This window comes from Pseudomonas brassicacearum subsp. neoaurantiaca (genome assembly GCF_013608025.1).
Classification (GTDB): domain Bacteria; phylum Pseudomonadota; class Gammaproteobacteria; order Pseudomonadales; family Pseudomonadaceae; genus Aquipseudomonas.
Window position 1 is genome coordinate 41,306 of record NZ_VDLV01000016.1, and the last position, 18,191, is coordinate 59,496.

The 18,191-nt window shown below is 62.7% G+C and carries 23 protein-coding genes; 8 read left to right on the top strand and 15 right to left on the bottom strand.

Features of this window, described 5'->3' with window-relative positions:
* Positions 1-104: 104 nt before the first annotated feature.
* The 12 genes from FHK92_RS12945 to nrdR all read right to left on the bottom strand — a co-directional run bounded on the left by FHK92_RS12945 (position 105) and on the right by nrdR (position 8,953).
* Complete coding sequence (locus tag FHK92_RS12945; RefSeq protein WP_181288409.1) at positions 105-890, bottom strand: cobalamin-binding protein; 786 nt, start codon at positions 888-890, stop codon at positions 105-107.
* A complete protein-coding gene (locus FHK92_RS12950; protein ID WP_181288410.1) occupies positions 890-1,309 on the bottom strand; it encodes an MFS transporter in 420 nt (139 codons plus the stop codon). Before FHK92_RS12950 ends, FHK92_RS12945 begins: the two co-directional genes overlap by 1 nt.
* Positions 1,306-1,923 carry a GTP cyclohydrolase II gene (gene ribA / locus FHK92_RS12955; RefSeq protein ID WP_030140454.1) on the bottom strand — a complete coding sequence of 206 codons (618 nt, stop codon included), beginning with the start codon at positions 1,921-1,923 and terminating at the stop codon, positions 1,306-1,308. The genes FHK92_RS12950 and ribA overlap by 4 nt, the downstream gene beginning before the upstream one ends.
* 109 nt (positions 1,924-2,032) lie before the next feature.
* Entirely contained in the window at positions 2,033-2,791 is a 759-nt protein-coding gene (locus FHK92_RS12960) for a substrate-binding periplasmic protein (protein ID WP_181288411.1), read from the bottom strand.
* 11 nt (positions 2,792-2,802) lie between these two features.
* Positions 2,803-3,306, bottom strand: a complete 504-nt coding sequence (locus tag FHK92_RS12965) for a phosphatidylglycerophosphatase A family protein (protein ID WP_053125805.1) — start codon at positions 3,304-3,306, stop codon at positions 2,803-2,805.
* Entirely contained in the window at positions 3,303-4,268 is a 966-nt protein-coding gene (gene thiL / locus FHK92_RS12970; RefSeq protein WP_181288412.1) for a thiamine-phosphate kinase, read from the bottom strand. Before thiL ends, FHK92_RS12965 begins: the two co-directional genes overlap by 4 nt.
* A 16-nt stretch (positions 4,269-4,284) precedes the next feature.
* Entirely contained in the window at positions 4,285-4,785 is a 501-nt protein-coding gene (gene nusB, locus FHK92_RS12975) for a transcription antitermination factor NusB (RefSeq protein ID WP_181288413.1), read from the bottom strand.
* Positions 4,782-5,258 carry a 6,7-dimethyl-8-ribityllumazine synthase gene (ribH, locus tag FHK92_RS12980; protein WP_181288414.1) on the bottom strand — a complete coding sequence of 159 codons (477 nt, stop codon included), beginning with the start codon at positions 5,256-5,258 and terminating at the stop codon, positions 4,782-4,784. Before ribH ends, nusB begins: the two co-directional genes overlap by 4 nt.
* A 268-nt stretch (positions 5,259-5,526) precedes the next feature.
* Positions 5,527-6,618: a bifunctional 3,4-dihydroxy-2-butanone-4-phosphate synthase/GTP cyclohydrolase II gene (gene ribBA, locus FHK92_RS12985; protein WP_181288415.1), complete on the bottom strand. Its 1,092-nt coding sequence runs from the start codon at positions 6,616-6,618 to the stop codon at positions 5,527-5,529.
* Positions 6,619-6,634: 16 nt separating this feature from the next.
* On the bottom strand, positions 6,635-7,312 hold the full coding sequence (locus tag FHK92_RS12990) for a riboflavin synthase (protein WP_181288416.1): 678 nt from the start codon (positions 7,310-7,312) through the stop codon (positions 6,635-6,637).
* A gap of 46 nt (positions 7,313-7,358) precedes the next feature.
* The gene (gene ribD, locus FHK92_RS12995; RefSeq protein ID WP_181288417.1) at positions 7,359-8,492 is read right to left on the bottom strand and encodes a bifunctional diaminohydroxyphosphoribosylaminopyrimidine deaminase/5-amino-6-(5-phosphoribosylamino)uracil reductase RibD; all 1,134 of its coding nucleotides are present in this window, start codon (positions 8,490-8,492) and stop codon (positions 7,359-7,361) included.
* The gene (gene nrdR, locus FHK92_RS13000) at positions 8,489-8,953 is read right to left on the bottom strand and encodes a transcriptional regulator NrdR (RefSeq protein ID WP_013694316.1); all 465 of its coding nucleotides are present in this window, start codon (positions 8,951-8,953) and stop codon (positions 8,489-8,491) included. The genes ribD and nrdR overlap by 4 nt, the downstream gene beginning before the upstream one ends.
* 127 nt (positions 8,954-9,080) lie before the next feature.
* Here nrdR and FHK92_RS13005 point away from each other — a divergent pair, with 127 nt between their 5' ends.
* From FHK92_RS13005 to trxA, 3 genes are all read left to right on the top strand, one after another.
* A complete protein-coding gene (locus FHK92_RS13005; RefSeq protein WP_181288418.1) occupies positions 9,081-9,545 on the top strand; it encodes a YbaY family lipoprotein in 465 nt (154 codons plus the stop codon).
* A complete protein-coding gene (locus tag FHK92_RS13010; RefSeq protein WP_181288419.1) occupies positions 9,542-10,195 on the top strand; it encodes a class I SAM-dependent methyltransferase in 654 nt (217 codons plus the stop codon). Before FHK92_RS13005 ends, FHK92_RS13010 begins: the two co-directional genes overlap by 4 nt.
* Before the next feature lie 186 nt (positions 10,196-10,381).
* The gene (gene trxA / locus FHK92_RS13015; RefSeq protein ID WP_181288420.1) at positions 10,382-11,254 is read left to right on the top strand and encodes a thioredoxin; all 873 of its coding nucleotides are present in this window, start codon (positions 10,382-10,384) and stop codon (positions 11,252-11,254) included.
* A gap of 28 nt (positions 11,255-11,282) precedes the next feature.
* Here trxA and FHK92_RS13020 read toward each other — a convergent pair whose 3' ends face one another.
* The gene (locus tag FHK92_RS13020; protein ID WP_181288421.1) at positions 11,283-11,633 is read right to left on the bottom strand and encodes a hypothetical protein; all 351 of its coding nucleotides are present in this window, start codon (positions 11,631-11,633) and stop codon (positions 11,283-11,285) included.
* 120 nt (positions 11,634-11,753) lie between these two features.
* Between FHK92_RS13020 and FHK92_RS13025 the strand changes: the two genes are divergently transcribed.
* The 5 genes from FHK92_RS13025 to FHK92_RS13045 all read left to right on the top strand — a co-directional run bounded on the left by FHK92_RS13025 (position 11,754) and on the right by FHK92_RS13045 (position 15,945).
* The gene (locus tag FHK92_RS13025) at positions 11,754-12,344 is read left to right on the top strand and encodes a DUF2796 domain-containing protein (protein WP_181288422.1); all 591 of its coding nucleotides are present in this window, start codon (positions 11,754-11,756) and stop codon (positions 12,342-12,344) included.
* 136 nt (positions 12,345-12,480) lie between these two features.
* Positions 12,481-13,191 (top strand): ABC transporter ATP-binding protein, encoded by a 711-nt coding sequence (locus FHK92_RS13030; protein ID WP_181288423.1) that lies wholly within the window; start codon positions 12,481-12,483, stop codon positions 13,189-13,191.
* Position 13,192: 1 nt separating this feature from the next.
* On the top strand, positions 13,193-14,458 hold the full coding sequence (locus tag FHK92_RS13035) for an ABC transporter permease (protein ID WP_181288424.1): 1,266 nt from the start codon (positions 13,193-13,195) through the stop codon (positions 14,456-14,458).
* A gap of 11 nt (positions 14,459-14,469) precedes the next feature.
* Positions 14,470-14,988 (top strand): DUF3299 domain-containing protein, encoded by a 519-nt coding sequence (locus FHK92_RS13040; protein WP_181288425.1) that lies wholly within the window; start codon positions 14,470-14,472, stop codon positions 14,986-14,988.
* Between the two features lie 258 nt (positions 14,989-15,246).
* Positions 15,247-15,945 (top strand): OmpW/AlkL family protein, encoded by a 699-nt coding sequence (locus tag FHK92_RS13045; RefSeq protein ID WP_181288426.1) that lies wholly within the window; start codon positions 15,247-15,249, stop codon positions 15,943-15,945.
* Between the two features lie 206 nt (positions 15,946-16,151).
* Here FHK92_RS13045 and FHK92_RS13050 read toward each other — a convergent pair whose 3' ends face one another.
* Entirely contained in the window at positions 16,152-17,081 is a 930-nt protein-coding gene (locus tag FHK92_RS13050) for an NAD-dependent epimerase/dehydratase family protein (protein ID WP_181288427.1), read from the bottom strand.
* Positions 17,074-17,958 (bottom strand): sugar nucleotide-binding protein, encoded by an 885-nt coding sequence (locus FHK92_RS13055; RefSeq protein ID WP_181288428.1) that lies wholly within the window; start codon positions 17,956-17,958, stop codon positions 17,074-17,076. The genes FHK92_RS13050 and FHK92_RS13055 overlap by 8 nt, the downstream gene beginning before the upstream one ends.
* Positions 17,959-18,191 lie beyond the last annotated feature (233 nt).

The window sequence follows — 18,191 nt, forward strand, 5'->3', positions numbered from 1 at the left end:
CGCGAGCAGGCTCGCTCCCACAATTTGATCCGATGTGAATACAGAATCAGCAGCGCTACAGCTCCCTGTGGGAGCGAGCTTGCTCGCGAAGCAAGCACCGCGGTCTACCTGTCTGGCGCAATCAACCCGCACAACCGCGCCGTCGCCTCGATCATTTGCCCGCTGGGCCGCTCCAGCCCCTTGTCCGGGACCAGCAATAACCTACCCTGCGCCACCGGCCAGGCTTTCCAGGCATCGAGCTGTGCCTGATCCGTGGCCAGGATCACCTGCGGTTGACGCTGCAATACCGACTCCACGCTCACTTGCGGCGCCGGCAGATCAAGGTCGGCAAAAACGTTGTGGGCACCGCACACGGCCAGCGCGTCACTGATGATCTGCCCGCCTCCGACGGTATACAGCGGCCGGTCCCAGACCTGATAGAACACCGACACGGGCGTGTCCCGTCGGTAGCGTTGTCGCAGCGTCTCAAGACGTTCACGCAACTGTGCCGCGCGCTGCACGCCCCGTTCCGGGCGGCCGAGCTGCGTGGCGATGTCTTCGATTTGCGTGATGAGTTGATCGAGGCGATGGGGCTCGGCGATGTAGGTCGCAATGCCCAGCCGCTTGAGCTGCTCACGCTGCACCGGGCCCACACTACCCGGCCAGAGCAGGAGAAGATCAGGCTTGAGGCTGAGCAGACGCTCCATATCCAACTGGCCGTAACGCCCGACCGAAGGCAGGTCTTTCAGGATCGACGGACGATCGCCGCCATCCAACACGCCCACCAGCAGGTCGGCGGAATCGAGCTCGACAACGATTTCCGAGAGCGAGGGCGCCAGGCTGACCACACGGGTCGCCGCCACCGTCGAGGCGCTTGCGGCCAGCAGCAGGACCGCCAGCCAAAAACGCATCAACCGAGCTGACGTGGGATGCGATACAGGTAGAACAACACGGCGGTGGATAACGCCAGGAGCATCAGCGGCACCGCTTCGAGGCCGACAAACACCGCCAGCGCGCCAATCCAGGCTGGCAGGCCTGCCATCAGGAAGGCTGCGCGACGCCGCGCCGCCAGGGTGATCCAGGCTTGGGGCTCTTCAGGTGTATCGAGGGACTTTTGCGTGGCGATCAGGGCGTTTTTATAGCCACCGAAAAACCGCAGGCTGACGAACATCGACGCCACACCCGCAATGAACAGCGGCATCGCCAGCACCGGCAGGATAGCCTCGCCCTGGCCAAATACCGCGTTGATCACGAACAGCGGCAGCAAGGCCAGCGCCAGGTACTGCCACCAACTGACGGCCAGCCGCCGCCGAACCTGACCGCGCGTCACGCCCGGTCGACCTCGCCCTGGTGCTCGTTGCCCATCATGTGGTCGAGCTTGCTGGCCTTGGTTGCCAGATAGAGTTTGTTGTGCGGGTTATGACCGGTGTGCAGCGGCACGCGCTCGGCCACAACGATGCCCATGTCGGTCAACGCCTTGACCTTGCGCGGGTTGTTGGTCATCAACCGCAAGGACTTGATACCCAGGTGCTCCAGCATCGGCAGGCAGATGCTGTAGTCGCGCAAATCAGCGGCAAAGCCGAGGCGCTCGTTGGCTTCCACGGTGTCCGCGCCGCCATCTTGCAACTCATAGGCGCGGATCTTGTTCAGCAGGCCAATGCCACGCCCTTCCTGACGCAGATACAGCAACACGCCACGGCCTTCACGGGCGATGGCCTGCAAGGCAGCTTCGAGTTGCGAGCCGCAATCGCAGCGCTGGCTGAACAGGGCATCGCCCGTCAGGCATTCGGAGTGCAGGCGGCCGAGTACCGGAGCGCCATCGGCGAAATCACCCAGGCTCAGCACAACGTGCTCGCGACCGGTGGCTTCATCGAGAAAACCATGCATGGTGAATTGCGCAAAGGGCGTTGGCAGCTTGGAAGCGGCAACAAAAACGACAGGCACCGGTGTGCTCCTGATCTAGTACTGGAGATTCGCAGAGGCGGGCATTGTAACAGCACGATCCGACGGACGCTTAGGCTGAATTATCGCCCATTACGATCGAAAAGTTTGATCACGGCTTCGGTGGGTTGCCATTCTCGTCGAAAGGATAGGGTTGCTTCCAGCGTTCGAAAATCGGTTTCAACTCGCCGCTCTTCACCAGCATTTCCATGCGTCGATCGAACAGCGCCCGCAATGCACGGCCGTTTTCGTTGTTGGCGAAACCCAGGTACAGCGGCAAATTGATCAACGGCGAAAGTTTGAATTGCTTGGGATCATCGGCCTTGGCGAGCACATCCTGGATTTCCATCAACGCATCGATATAAAAATCGGCACGATCATGGGCCAGCATCGGCAAGATACCTACGGCGCGGTGAATTTCATTGAAACGCCGGATGTTGGGCAGGTAGTTGTTGTATTCGTACCCGCGCATCCACACCAGTCGATAGTTGCCAATCGTCGCCAGCGTCGGTGACGGCTTGGAGGCCAGCCCCAGGGCATAGATATGATCGACGTCGTAGTGCCAATGCGGGTACAGCAGCCCTTCGGTTTCATCGCGGTAGGCGCCGACCTGTGCGTCCATCTCCCCTCGTTGCACCAACCCGATCGAGCGGGTGTAGGGCACGCTGCGGGTCTCCAGCTTGACACCTTCAGGCTCGAACACTGCACGCAAGATGTCCCAGCCCATGCCCTGGCCATCGGCCTGGGTGTAATCGGCCCACTCTTCGCTGGCCGCACGGATCTTGCCGGGCAGCGGCGCCGACTCGACCACCCGAACACCGAGCAAGGCTCCTAAACACAGCAACAGCAGTAGTGCGCGGCTTACGCCCATGCCTGGTTCCCTCAGGTAAAACACCACACCAACCCTTGCATAGCGAGCCAGGCGAAAACCCCGGCCAACACATCGTCGAGCATGATGCCGACACCCCCGTGTACATGCCTGTCGATCCAGCGGATGGGCCATGGCTTGAGGATATCGAAGAATCGGAACACCAGGAAACCCGTCAGCAACCAGTACCAGCCTTCCGGCACCAGCCACAGGGTAATCCACATCCCGACCATCTCGTCCCAGACGATGCCTTCATGGTCATGCACCCGCAGGTCATCCGCCACTTTGCCACACAGCCAGAAGCCGAACAGCATGGTGATGCCGAGCATCAGCCAGTAGCCCCAATCCGGCAACATCTGCCACAACGGTATGAAGGGTAGCGCAACCAGCGAGCCCCAGGTGCCCGGCGCTTTAGGCAAAGTACCTGAACCGAAGCCAAAAGCCAGGAAATGCCAGGGATTGCGCCACACCGAAGGCGGGACGAACTCTGCCGGAACCTGATTGGGATGATCTGTCACGGTGTCTCCCGAAAATGTTGATAGCCCCGTATTTGCGGGGTGATGTCGCGCCCAAGGCTGTCCACCAGCATGACGCCCTGCCCCGCCATGACACTGCCGACCACATGGATCGGCCAGCCTTCGGCCTGAAGCGCCGACAATCGGACCGGCGGCAGAGTAAACAACAACACGTAGTCGTCGCCACCGCTCAGTGCCGCCTGTTGGGCGCCCGGCTGGCCGAGCAATGCCACCAGAGCGTTGGACAGCGGCAGTCGGTCCCGTTCAACAGTCAGTGCCACATCCGAGGCCTGCGCGATATGCCCACAATCGGCCAGCAAGCCATCGGAAATATCCATCGCCGCGCTGGCCTTGCCTCGCAACGCTAGGCCCAGGTCGATTTGCGGCTGCGGCGACCAATAATGCGCCAGCAGCGGCTCGGCGACCTCAGGTTCGGCGCGGCGCTGGCCGAGGACCAGCGGCAACGCGCCAGCGGCATTGCCCAACTTACCGCCGACACACAACAGATCGCCCGGCTGCGCGCCGCTTCGGGTCATAGCCTGACCGGCCGGCACGCGACCGAACACGGTCATGGTCAGGCTCAACGGCCCTCGGGTGGTGTCGCCACCCACTAGCGCCACGCCGCACGCCTGGGCCATCTGGTTCAAACCGCGGGCATACGCTTGCAGCCAATCGGCGGTCACCGTCGGCAAGGTCAGGGCAAGGGTAAAGGCGAATGGCTTGGCGCCCATGGCAGCCAGGTCACTGACCGCCACGGCCAGCGAGCGCTGGCCGAGCAGGAACGGGTCGCAAGGATCTGAAAAATGCACACCGGCCACGAGCGTGTCGGTGGAAATCGCCAGCTGTTCCCCGGAAGGAACGGCCAGCAAGGCGCAGTCGTCGCCAATCCCCAGCGCAACGCCCTCGCCGCCTTGCGCGCATGGCGCAGCGGCGAAGTAATGGCGGATCAGCTCAAACTCACCCATGGGATTCCAAGCGCTATCAGCGCTTGAACGCCTTCACTTCAGCTTCACGCAGGCGCGGGGCGAGCTTGTCGAGCACACCGTTGACGAACTTGTGACCGTCGGTGGAACCGAAGACTTTCGCCAGTTCGATTCCTTCGTTGATCACCACGCGGTACGGTACGTCGACGCGCTTGAGCAGTTCCCAGGTGGACAGGCGCAGGACCGCCAGTTCAACCGGATCCAGCTCTTCGATGGCCAGGTCCAGGCAAGGCGTCAATGCCGTGTCGATTTCGGTCTTGAACTGCGGAACCCCGTGGAGGATTTCACGGAAGTACGCGCCATCGACATCGCTGAAATCGTTATCGACCCGGAATTGAGCTTCGATCTCGTTCAGCGATTGCTTGGCCATGTGCCATTGATACAAGGCCTGGGTCGCGAGCTGACGGGCTTCGCGACGCTTGGCGCTTTTCGATGGCTTGCCGGCGTCCGCAGGCTTTGGATCGCGCGGGTTGAAACGATCGCTTTCGTCGCTAATCACTTGGCCTCCAACTGGGCCAGCAGGCTGACCATTTCCAGGGCGGACAGGGCAGCTTCGGCACCTTTGTTACCGGCCTTGGTGCCGGAACGTTCGATGGCTTGCTCGATGGAGTCAACGGTCAGCACGCCGAACGCGACCGGGACGCCGAACTCCATGGACACCTGGGCCAGGCCCTTGGTGCATTCGCCAGCCACGTATTCGAAATGCGGAGTACCGCCACGAATGACCGCGCCCAGGGCGATGATCGCCGCGTATTCGCCCTTTTGAGCGACTTTCTGCGCAACCAACGGGATTTCGAAGGCGCCAGGCGCACGGATAATGGTGATGTCGCCTTCGCTCACGCCATGGCGAACCAGGGCATCGACCGCGCCGTCGACCAGGCTCTCAACCACAAAGCTGTTGAAACGGCCGACTACCAGTGCGTAGCGGCCCTTGGGGGCGATGAAGGTACCTTCGATGGTCTTCAGGGTCATTCGTCAGTTCTCTTAAAGAGCCGGAGCGCGTTCGATACGCGCTCCTCAGTGATATTAGCCACGAAACAGGGCTGTGGATCCCGCCTTCTCGTTCATTTGCACATCCGCTGTGGCGAGGGAGCTTGCTCCCGATGGGCTGCTACGCAGCCCCGATTGTGGGCGCTGCGCAGCGGCCCTGTTATGGGTGCTGCGCACCCAAGCGGGAGCAAGCTCCCTCGCCACAATGAATCTGACAAGCCTGAACAATAAGGCCGGAATCCACAGGCCATTATTCGGAGGGCACGTATTCTACAACTTCCAGATCGAAACCGGATATCGCATTAAATTTCATTGGTGCGCTCATCAGGCGCATTTTGCGTACACCCAGGTCGCGAAGGATCTGCGAACCGGCACCGACGATGCTGTAAGTGGTCGGTTTTTTCACCGGTTGCTGCTCGGTGGTTTCGCGGATATGCGCCAGCAGCACATCGCCATCGAGCGGGTGTCCGAGCAGCAGCACCACGCCGCTGCCCGCCTCGGCCACGGCGGCCATGGCGGCGCGCAGGCTCCAGCGGCCTGGTTGCTTGACCATCAGCAAGTCGCGCAGCGGGTCCATGTTATGCACGCGAACCAGGGTCGGTTCCTCAGCGCAAACAGTCCCCAGGGTCAGCGCCATGTGCACGTCGCCTTCCACCGAATCGCGGTAGGTCACCAGGTTGAACTGGCCCAGTTCGCTGTCCAGCGGCTGCTCGGCAATCCGCTGAACGGTACGTTCGTGGATCATCCGATAGTGGATCAGGTCGGCGATGGTGCCGATCTTGATGTTGTGCTCGATGGCAAAGGCTTCCAGTTCCGCGCGGCGGGACATGGTGCCGTCGTCGTTCATCACTTCGCAGATGACGCCGGCAGGCTCGAAACCGGCCATGCGCGCCAGGTCGCACGCCGCTTCGGTGTGGCCGGCGCGGGCCAGGGTGCCGCCGGCCTGGGCCATCAACGGGAAGATGTGGCCCGGGCTGACAATGTCTTCGGCCTTGGCGTCGGCGGCCGCAGCGGCTTGCACGGTGCGCGCGCGGTCAGCGGCGGAGATACCGGTGGTCACGCCCTCGGCGGCCTCGATGGACACGGTGAACTTGGTGCCGAAGCCCGAGCCATTGCGCGGCGCCATCAGCGGCAGCTTCAGCAGCTCGCAGCGCTCGCGGGTCATCGGCATGCAGATCAGGCCGCGGGCGTGCTTGGCCATGAAGTTGATGTGTTCGGCCTTGCAGCATTCGGCGGCCATGATCAGGTCGCCTTCGTTCTCGCGGTCTTCGTCATCCATGAGGATGACCATCTTGCCTTGGCGGATGTCTTCAACCAGTTCTTCGATGCTATTGAGCGCCACGCGGCACCCCCTTGGGTCAGGATTTGAGGTAGCCGTTGGCGGCCAGAAAACTTTCAGTGATGTTACCGGCCCGCCGTTGTGAAGGGTCAGACTCTGCGGCCTTGTCTCCCATAAGCAGGCGCTCCAGGTAACGGGCCAGCAGGTCGACTTCCAGGTTGACCCGGCGACCAGGCCGGTACGAAGCCATGATGGTTTCGCTCAAGGTATGGGGAATGATCGTCAGCAGGAACTCGGCGCCATCCACCGCGTTGACCGTCAGGCTGGTGCCATCGACGGTAATCGAGCCTTTATGGGCGATGTACTTGGCCAGTTCTTTCGGAGCGCGGATACGAAACTCCACGGCACGGGCGTTATCGGTACGCGAGACCACTTCACCGACACCGTCCACATGGCCGCTGACCAGGTGCCCGCCCAGGCGGGTAGTTGGCGTGAGGGCTTTTTCCAGGTTGACCGGGCTGCCACTTTTGAGGTCATTCATGGCGGTGCAGTCGAGGGTTTCGCGGCTGACGTCGGCGAGAAAACCGTTGCCTGGCAGCTCGACGGCGGTCAGGCAGACGCCATTCACGGCGATGCTGTCGCCCAACTTGACGTCGCTCAGGTCGAGCTTGCCGGTTTCGACATGGACCCGCACATCGCCGCCCTTGGGGGTGAGTGCACGGATGCTGCCGATGGATTCGATGATGCCGGTAAACATGGAGTCCTCCTCGAGAACGGGCCGCCGCTTGCGCGAAAGCCGGAAATTATACGCTCGCCAGCGGAACGGGGATGGCAATGACTCGCCAGTCATCGCCCACGGCGCGAATGTCAGTGATTTTCAACTGCGGCGCGTCTTTCATCTGCGCCAGCGGCCAGTCGAGCAGCGGCCTCGCGGTCGAACCGAGGAATTTGCCGGCCATGAAAATCTGGAATTCGTCCACCAGGCCTTGCCGGGCAAATGCTCCCGCCAGTCGCGGGCCGGCCTCCACCAGCACTTCATTCACGCCTCGGGCCGCCAATTCAACCAACAGGCGCCGCAGATCGACCTGACCGTCTTCACCCGCCACGATCATGCATTCGGGGCCGGTGGCGTACTGTTCTTCCACCGCCATGCAGGTAGCGACGAGCGCCGGGCCGGACTTGAAAAACGGCGCATTCAGCGGCACCCGCAGGCGTCCATCCACCAGCACCCGCAATGGCGGGCGGCTCATGGCCAACGCGGTTTGCTCGGCGTCCAGCCCCAGTTCGTCGGCGCGCACTGTCAGCCGGGCGTTGTCCGCCAGCACCGTATCGGCGCCAGTTAGCACCACGCTGGCCTGGGCCCGCAGACGCTGGACCGCCGAGCGTGCGGCGGGGCCGGTGATCCACTGGCTCTCGCCGCTCTCCATGGCGGTGCGACCGTCGAGGCTCATCGCGAGCTTGACCCGCACGAACGGCAGGCCGTGCTCCATGCGCTTGAGGAAACCTTCGTTGAGCTTGCGCGCTTCGCCTTCGAGCACGCCGCTTTCGGTGGCGATACCGGCCTGGGCCAACCGCTGCAGGCCGCGGCCGGCGACTTCGGGATTGGGATCCTGCATCGCCGCCACCACCCGCGCTACGCCAGCATTGACCAGCGCATCGGCACACGGCGGCGTGCGGCCATGGTGGCTGCACGGTTCGAGGGTCACGTAGGCCGTGGCGCCCCGGGCGTTGTCACCGGCGGCTCGCAGGGCATGGACTTCGGCGTGGGGTTCGCCAGCGCGGATGTGCCAGCCTTCGCCGACCACCTGCCCGTCCCGCACGATTACGCAACCGACCCGGGGATTGGGGTGGGTGGTGTAGTGACCCCGCCGCGCCAACTCCAGGGCGCGGGCCATGTAATGAGCGTCGAGGATGGCCTGCTGCGCCGAGTCGGTCATTCTTTCACCGGTTCACGGGCCAGGCGGTCGATTTCCTCGCGGAACTCGTTCAAATCCTGGAAACGCCGATAGACCGAGGCAAAGCGGATGTAGGCCACTTCATCGAGCTTTTGCAACTCGGCCATCACCAGTTCGCCGACGACGAGGGACTTGACCTCGCGCTCGCCAGTCGCCCGCAGCTTGTGCTTGATGTGCACCAGCGCCGCTTCCAGGCGCTCGACGCTCACCGGGCGTTTTTCCAAGGCGCGCTGCATGCCGGCGCGCAGTTTTTCTTCGTCGAACGGCTGGCGACTGCCGTCGGTCTTGATCAGGCGCGGCAACACCAGTTCAGCCGTCTCGAACGTCGTGAAACGCTCGCCGCAGGCCAGGCATTCGCGGCGGCGGCGGACTTGTTCGCCTTCGGCGACCAGTCGCGAGTCGATGACCTTGGTGTCGTTGGCACCGCAGAAGGGACAGTGCATGGTGGCAGGCAACAAAAAAAGGGAGGGCCATGGTAGCGCATCCCACTGGCAAGACAAGCCATAGGGTTTACGGTATACAGACGGGCTTATCGCCAGATCCATGGAAATCACCTTGCTGGAGCCACCCATGCCGCTACGATCCATTGTTTTGCTCAGTTTTTTCAGCCTGCTGGTGGCGTGCAGCAGCGACGCCCCCAAACCCGCCGCACCGGCGCCAACGCCCGCGCCAAAACAGGCCCAGGAGAAGGCCCGCCAGGCTGCGGAGCTGGGACCGCTGCCTGCATATCAGCGCGAATTGAGCGGCACCTTGCAAGGCGTGCCGGCTGGGGCCGAAGTGGAACTGGCGCTGCTGGTGATCGATGACAAGGATCGCCCGCAGCAACTGCTCGCCAGTTCCAGCCTGATCGGCACCAACCAGGCCCTGCCGTTCCACCTGCGCTTCAACCCCGAGGCGTTCCCCGTTGGCGCCCGCGTGGAATTGCGCGGCCGGGCCAGCCAGTCGGGCCAGTTGATCCTGCACCTGCCGGAGCAACGCATCAGCCTACCGACCACCCAGGCGTTGGGCGTCCTGCAATTCGTCAAAGCGCCATGAAGGCACCGCAGGACCTGCAACAAGCGCTGGGCGAATTGCTGGGTGATGCGCGCCTGGTGGCCTGTCCACTACCGGGCACAGACTTGAAGTTGTGGCTGATTGACGGCGACAACATGGACCGCGCCTTCAGCCCGGAGGAAACCCGGCGCATCCTCCACGAACCGCCCTACTGGAGCTTCTGCTGGGCCAGCGGCCTGGCAATGGCGCGCTACCTGGTCGAACAGCCACAGTGGGTCGAGGGCAAGCGGGTGCTGGATTTCGGCGCCGGCTCCGGCGTGGCGGGCATTGCGGCGATCAAGGCCGGGGCGCTGGAAGTGGTGGCCTGCGACCTGGATCCGCTGGCGATTGCCGCGTGCCAGGCGAATGCCGAACTCAACCGCGTGGAGCTGGGTTACTCGACGGATTTTTTCGCCGAAGCTGATCGCTTCGATCTGATCCTGGTCGCCGACGTGCTCTACGATCGCGCCAATCTGCCACTGCTCGACCAGTTCCTCAGTCGTGGCCGCGAGGCGTTGGTGGCGGATTCCCGGGTGCGGGATTTCCAGCATCCGCTGTACCGGCGCATCGAAATGCTCGAGGCCATGACGTTGCCGGACCTGGCCGAGCCGGAGGAATTTCGGCATGTGAGCCTGTACCACGCTCGGCGTTGACCCTAGAAGCATCGCGAGCAAGCTCGCTCCCACAAGGATCGCATGAACACTCGAGATCCCTTGTGGGAGCGAGCTTGCTCGCGAAGGCGTCCTGCCAGACACCACAAGACGAAAGACCTCCCCGCTTTCAGCCACCCCCCACCAAGCCGTATAGTTGCCCCATTCAAGCGTTCTACGAGATTTCCCATGACCCAGGACACGCCTTACATCTTTGAAGCCACCACGGCCGACTTCGACCAGTCGGTGATCGCCAATTCCTTCCACAAACCGGTGCTGGTGGATTTCTGGGCCGAGTGGTGCGCGCCGTGCAAGGCACTCATGCCCATGTTGCAAGGCATCGCCGAGAGCTACCGAGGTGAACTGCTGCTGGCCAAGGTCAACTGCGACATCGAACAGGATATCGTCGCCCGCTTCGGCATTCGCAGCCTGCCGACCGTGGTGCTGTTCAAGGACGGCCAGCCGGTCGACGGCTTTGCCGGGGCCCAGCCGGAATCGGCGGTGCGGGCGATGCTCGAACCCCACGTGCAGATGCCGCCGCCAGCCGCCGCCGATCCGTTCGAACAGGCCCAGGCGCTTTTCGATGAGGGCCGCTTCGCCGACGCCGAAGCCGTGCTCACGGTGTTGCTGGGTGAAGACAACACCAACGCCAAGGCGCTGATCCTCTACGCCCGCTGCCTGACCGAGCGCGGCGAACTGGGCGAGGCGCAGACGGTGCTCGACGCGGTGAAAAGCGATGAGCACAAGGCCGCACTGGCCGGTGCCAAGGCGCAGATCCAATTCCTCGGCCTGGCCAAGGATCTACCGGACGCCGCCGACCTCAAGGCGCGCCTGGCGCAAAATCCGCAGGACGATGAGGCGGTGTATCAACTGGCGATCCAGCAACTCGCCCGCCAGCAGTACGAAGCGGCCCTCGATGCGCTGCTCAAGCTGTTCATTCGCAACCGCAGCTACAGCGAAGGCCTGCCGCACAAGACCTTGCTGCAAGTGTTCGAACTGCTGGGCAACGACCATCCGCTGGTGACGACCTATCGGCGCAAGCTGTTCGCCGCGTTGTATTGATTGCACCGTAGGAGCTCCTACACAGCTTCTACGCAGTTTCGTGCCAGCTGTAGAGCGGTGTGTCGCCGCCGCTGATGACTTTTACATCCGGGCTGTGGCGCAAGCGCACCAACAAGCGCTTGCCTGACGAGGCGCTGCCGGTCAGGCCTTCGAGTTGTTCCAGCAGGTCCGGGCCGCTCAGTTGGCCGGCCTTGCGCAGCAGCTCCCGGGCGATCTGCCACTGGGCATCGTCCTGATTCGTCGACTTGGCGGGGGCCGTCGTCACCCCTTCTGATTTGGCGACTTGCAACTGCGCGCCAAGCTGCGCCCAGTCGCCTTCATCCATTTCGATCGTCAAGTCCACCGGCCACTCGCCGACGGTTCCGCGTATCCGCAACATCACCGCACTCCTGAAGATTTCATGTTTGCATGCTCCCATGGGCCTTGCGCGACGCCAAGCAGACGGTCAAACTCTGCGCACTTTCGTTATAAGATTACATAACCTTTTCGGAGATTCGTCATGCGTCGTCTGCTTCTCGCTTTGCCGTTCGCCCTGCTGCCATTGGCCGTCGCTCACGCAGCGGTGGAGCATGACCACGATCATGATCACGAACACGGCAGCCTCGGCGCCCATGAACACGGCGTGGCTCGATTGAACGCTGCCCTGGACGGCCAGACCCTGGAACTGGAACTGGAAAGCCCGGCGATGAACCTGGTGGGTTTTGAACACGCCGCCACCAGCGATGCCGACAAAGCCAAGGTTGCCGCCGTGCGCGCGCAATTGGAAAAACCACTGGCGCTGTTCAACCTGCCAGCCGCCGCCAAATGCACCGTGGCCCAGCAGGAACTGGAAAGCCCGTTGTTCGGTGATGAACCGGACCATGAAGACCATGATGAAGACGCCGATGGCGACGAACACCATGGCGAACACAGCGAGATCCACGCCCACTACCAATTCACCTGCGCCGCCCCTGGCGCCTTGAAGAGCCTGGACCTGGCGACGCTGTTCAAAACCTTCCCGGCCACCCAGAAAATTCAGGTACAACTGATCAGCCCGAGCGGCCAGCAAGGCGTGGAAGTGACGGCCAAGGCGCCAGCGTTGAAATTCTAAGTACTCCAGAAACCCATTGTGGGAGCGAGCTTGCTCGCGATGAGGCCAGTACTTTCAACATCGATGTTGTCTGACACACCGCTATCGCGAGCAAGCTCGCTCCCACAGGGTTGATTCTCAATCTGACCGGTTTCATATGACCCAAGCACTCATCGAACTGTCCAACCTGGGCTTCAGTTGGCCCGGGCATCCGCCCTTGCTGGATATTCCGGCGTTTCGCCTGGAGGCCGGCGAAACCCTGTTCCTGAAGGGACCGAGCGGCAGCGGCAAGACCACCCTGCTAGGACTGCTGGGCGGTGTGCAGACACCGGATCGCGGCAGCATCCGCCTGCTCGGCCAGGAACTCAGCGAACTGGGCGCCGGCCGCCGCGACCGCTTCCGTGTGGACCACACCGGCTACATCTTCCAGCAGTTCAACCTGCTGCCATTTCTGTCGGTGCGCGAGAACGTCGAACTGCCCTGCCACTTTTCCAAACTGCGTGCACAACGGGCCATCCAGCGTCACGGCAGCATCGACCAGGCCGCCGCCACCTTGTTGGCTCACCTCGGCCTGGCCGATCCAAGCTTGCTGGAGCGGCGTGCCGATTCATTGTCCATCGGCCAGCAACAACGAGTCGCCGCCGCCCGCGCCTTGATCGGCCAGCCGGAACTGGTGATCGCCGACGAACCGACTTCGGCCCTGGACTACGACGCCCGGGAAAACTTCCTGCGCCTGTTGTTTGCCGAATGCCGCGAAGCCGGATCGAGCCTGTTATTTGTCAGTCATGACCAGAGCCTGGCGCCGCTGTTCGACCGTAACCTCTCGCTGGCCGATCTCAATCGCGCCACCACGCCACTCGAGGTCTGAGATGTATTTGTTCCGTCTAGCCATGGCCAGCCTGGCGAACCGCCGCTTCACCGCGATCCTCACCGCATTTGCCATTGCCCTGTCGGTGTGCCTGCTGCTGGCGGTGGAACGCGTGCGCACCGAGGCGCGGGCCAGTTTCGCCAGCACCATCAGCGGCACCGACCTGATCGTCGGTGCCCGTTCCGGCTCGGTGAACCTGCTGTTGTATTCAGTGTTTCGCATCGGCAACGCCACCAACAATATCCGCTGGGACAGCTTCGAGCAGTTCGCCAAGAACCCGAAAGTGAAATGGGCGATTCCCATGTCCCTCGGCGATTCCCATCGCGGTTATCGGGTGATGGGCACCACCGAAGCCTACTTCGAGCATTACCAGTACGGCCGCCAGCAACACCTGGAACTGGCCGATGGCCGGGCGTTCGCCACCGATCCATTCGAAGTCGTGCTTGGCGCCGAAGTAGCCGAGGCGCTGCATTACAAACTGGGGGACAAGCTGGTGCTGGCCCACGGCGTGGCGGCGATCAGCCTGGTCAAGCATGACGACAAACCCTTCACCGTGGTCGGGATTCTCAAGCGCACCGGTACGCCGGTGGACCGCACGCTGCACATCAGCCTCGGCGGCATGGAGGCCATCCACATCGACTGGAAAAACGGCGTGCCGGCCCAGGGCAATGGCCGCATCAGCGCCGACCAGGCCCGCAACATGGATCTCACGCCCCAAGCGATCACCGCGTTCATGCTCGGCCTCAATAGTAAGATCTCGACCTTCGCCTTGCAGCGCGAGATCAACGAATTCCGCGGCGAACCGCTGCTGGCGATCCTGCCGGGCGTGGCATTGCAGGAATTGTGGAGCTTGATGGGCACGGCGGAAAAAGCCCTGTTCGTGATTTCGCTGTTCGTGGTGCTGACCGGGTTGATCGGCATGCTCACGGCGATTCTCACCAGCCTCAACGAGCGCCGTCGGGAAATGGCGATCCTGCGCTCGGTGGGCGCGCGGCCGTGGCACATCGCGAGTCTTCTGGTGCTCGAAGCCTTTGCCTTGGCGTTGGCCGGAGTCACCGCCGGGCTGGCGTTGCTGTACATCGGCATCGCCGCCGCCCAGGGTTACGTGCAGTCGGCCTACGGTTTGTACCTGCCGCTGGGCTGGCCGAGCGAGTATGAATGGACGCTGCTGGCTGGCATCCTGGTCGCAGCCCTGTTGATGGGCAGCGTGCCGGCCTGGCGCGCCTACCGCCAATCGTTGGCCGATGGCCTGTCGATCCGTTTATGAGGAACCCGAAAATGCCCCGCGCCCTGCTTGCGCTGTTAATGCTGGTCGCCCTGCCTCTCTGGGCGGCCGAGCCGAGGGACCTGGCCTGGTCGGAAATGATCCCGCCGGACGCGCCGCCGGAAGTGCCGAACATGACCCCGTTGCACGACCTGTCGAAAATGAGCGATGCCCTGGCCGCCGAAACCGCGCCAGCGGCCAAGCAGGATCTGCCCAACGCCCCGGTGGTCAAGGCCCTCGACGGCCAGCAGATTCGCCTGCCAGGTTATATCGTGCCGCTGGAAGTCAGCGAAGAAGGTCGCACCACGGATTTCTTGCTCGTGCCGTATTTCGGCGCCTGCATCCATGTGCCGCCTCCGCCGTCGAACCAGATCGTCCATGTGAAAAGCGAAGTCGGGGTCAAGCTCGACGAGTTGTATCAACCGTATTGGGTCGAAGGGCCGATGCAGGTCAAGCCGTCCACCAGTGAACTGGCCGATGCCGGGTATCAGATGGAGGCTGAGAAGATTTATGTGTATGAGCTGCCGGAGTGAATCCGGTGGTGATGGGTTGTTGATGAGATAGCTATCGCGAGCAAGCTCGCTCCCACAGGTGATCGTGTTTCTTCAGAGGGAATGCGGTCAAACTGTGGGAGCGAGCCTGCTCGCGAAGGGCCCTGGAAAATTTGCTCATCATCATTTCATTGAGCTGAGTCAATTAAACACCCCCTGACTCATTGAGCTGTGTCAAAAGACCGGACCAGACGGCTTCGTACCATGGGACATCAATTTTCGATGCCCTTTGGAGCCCTCATGAACAAGTCCTTGCTCAGCGCTTCCCTTATCGCGCTCGCCCTCGCCGCCCCACTCGCCCAGGCCCACACCGCGGGCGACATCATCGTTCGCGCCGGTGCGATCACCGTCAACCCGGACGGCGACAGTTCCAGCGTCAAGGTCGACCGTGGCCCGCTGGCCGGCGCCGACCTGGGCGGCAAGGCGACCATGAGCAGCGACACGCAACTGGGCTTGAACTTCGCCTACATGCTCACCAACAACTGGGGTATCGAACTGCTGGCGGCCTCGCCGTTCGAGCATGACGTAAAAATCAAAGGCACCGCCCTCGGCGCCGCGAACAACAAGCTCGGCACCCTCAAGCATCTGCCGCCGACCCTGAGCCTGGTCTACTACCCGCTCGACGCCAAATCGGCCTTCCAGCCTTATGTCGGCGCGGGCATCAACTACACCTGGATCTATGACGAGCACGTCGGCAGCGAAGCCAGCGCCAATGGCTTCAGCAACTTCCGCGCGAAAAACAGCTGGGGCATGGCCTGGCAAGTCGGTGCGGACTACATGCTGACCGACAACATCATGATCAACGGCCAGATCCGCTACATCGACATCGACACTACCGCGTATGTCGACAACAACGCCGTGGCCGGTGGCACCCGGGCCAAGGTAGACGTCGATGTGGACCCGTTCGTCTACATGGTGGGGTTGGGTTACAAGTTCTGAGCCCCACACGACATTGAGATGCCTACACACCCTGTGGCGAGGGAGCTTGCTCCCGCTGGACTGCGAAGCAGGCCCGACGAATTTGCGACCGCTTCGCGCTCGAGCGGGAGCAAGCTCCCTCGCCACAGGTTTCACTTGCCACAAAAGCGATGCATGACTCACAAAAAAGGCGCCCCGAAAGGCGCCTTTTTTTGCGACGGTGAAACTCAGCGCCCCAACAACCGCGCCAACCCCACGCTCATCGGCGTCTGGTCTGGAACGCTGAAACGCTCCAACAGGCGACGGTTGTTGGCCCGCGAATGGCGGATGTCACCGGAACGCGCCGGGCCATGGCTGATCGCAGGCAAGTCGCCTACCACGACGGCCAGGGCCTGGAGCATCTGCTTGAGCGTCGTCGCCTGGTTCCAGCCGACATTCACCGCGCCCACTTCCACCTCTGGCTTTTCGATGGCCTGGACCAGCACGTCCACCAAGTCTTCGACATAGACGAAATCCCGGGTCTGCTCGCCGTCGCCGAATACGGTGATCGGCAGGCCTTTCTGCGCCCGTTCGCTGAAAATGCTGATGACCCCTGAGTACGGCGAGGACGGATCCTGGCGCGGGCCATAGATGTTGAAAAAGCGGAACACCACCGGCTCCAGGCCGTGCTGGCGACGATAGAAATCAAAATAGAATTCGCTGGCCAGCTTGTCCGCCGCGTAGGGCGTGAGCGGCGCCTTGGGGGTGTCTTCGTCGATGGACTCGCCTTCGCCGTTGTTGCCGTAGACCGCTGCGCTGGAGGCGAACAGCACCCGCTTCACGCCGCTCTGGCGCATGGCCTCGCAGACATTCAGGGTGCCGATGAAATTGCTCTGGTGCGTACGCACCGGATCATCCACCGAAGCTTGCACAGAAGCCACGGCGGCCAGGTGCGCCACGGCGCTGCAACCGACCATGGACCGAGCCACCAGCGCGGCATCGGCGACGTCACCTTCGATCAGTTCCACCGCAGGGTTGTCCAGCGGCAAGTTGCTGCGCTTGCCGGTGGACAGGTCATCGAGGATGCGCACCGAGTGCCCTTTGGCGAGCAAGGCGTCGGTCAGGTGCGAACCAATGAAACCCGCGCCGCCGGTGATGAGTACAGGGCCGTCAGCCATGGCGATAAAACCTATCCAGTAAGCTTGGGAGCGCGGCGCGCCAGGCGCGGGGCTTGATCCCGAAGGTGTGCAGAATTTTCTTGCAGGCCAGGACCGCATGCTGCGGTTCTTCCGCGGCGTCCGGCCTTGCAGCATGGGCCTGGGGGGTGGGCGACTCGATCGCCAGCGGATGCAAGGCGCGGGCTTCGGTGAGGATCGCCTGGCCGAGCGCCAGCGGCGTGGTCGCCTCATGGCCGGCGTAATGATAGGTGCCCCACAGCGGCGCCGCACAATCGAGTTGCTTGAGCACCGAGATGATCACGCGCGCCGCATCGTCAACCGGCGTCGGACTGCCCCGTCGGTCGTCGGCCAGCAACAACTCGTCGGGCTGTTCGGCCCGGGCCAGGAAACGGCCGAGGATGCCGTCGGCGCTGTCATCCAGCAGCCAGCCGAAACGCAGCAATACATGTTGCGGGCAGGTGGCGCGCACGCTTTGCTCGATTCTCCACAAGGCCTGGCCACGCAGGCCCAGGGGGACGGGCTCGTCCTTTTCGCTGTACGCGGTGGCGCGGGAGCCGTCGAACACGCGGTAGCTCGACGGTTGCAGCAAGACGATATTGTGATGCTGGCACAGTTCCGCCAGGCGCTCGACCGCCCGCTCCTGGCTGGCCAGGCGCTGCTCACTGACAGTCTCCGCCTGGAACCAGTCGAAGTAGTACGCCAGGTTGATCAAGGCGTCCGGCCGGGTGTCGTCGAGCAGTTGCGTCAGGCTCGCGGCATCCCAGCCGTCTTCGGGGGGGCGGGGGGCAAGAAAACCGATGTCTTCTTCTGCACCGAGGCGAATCAGCGCCTGCCCAAGGGCATTTCCGCCGCCCAGTAACATAAGGCGCATTCGCATAAAGTCAGCAGGCCCAGTCTGTTGGCACAAGAATTTGGTCGACAACGCCCGAGGGCGTCGTCCGAATCGTTGCATTTTGCGGGTTTAGTGCGCAACCGTCATCCGTAAAGTGCAGATCGCCGGGTTTGTGCTGGTCTTGAGGCCCTCATCGCGAGCAAGCTCGCTCCCACAGGGGATCTCCAATGTGCATGCGATCCCTGTGGGAGCGAGCTTGCTCGCGATGGGGCCGGAAC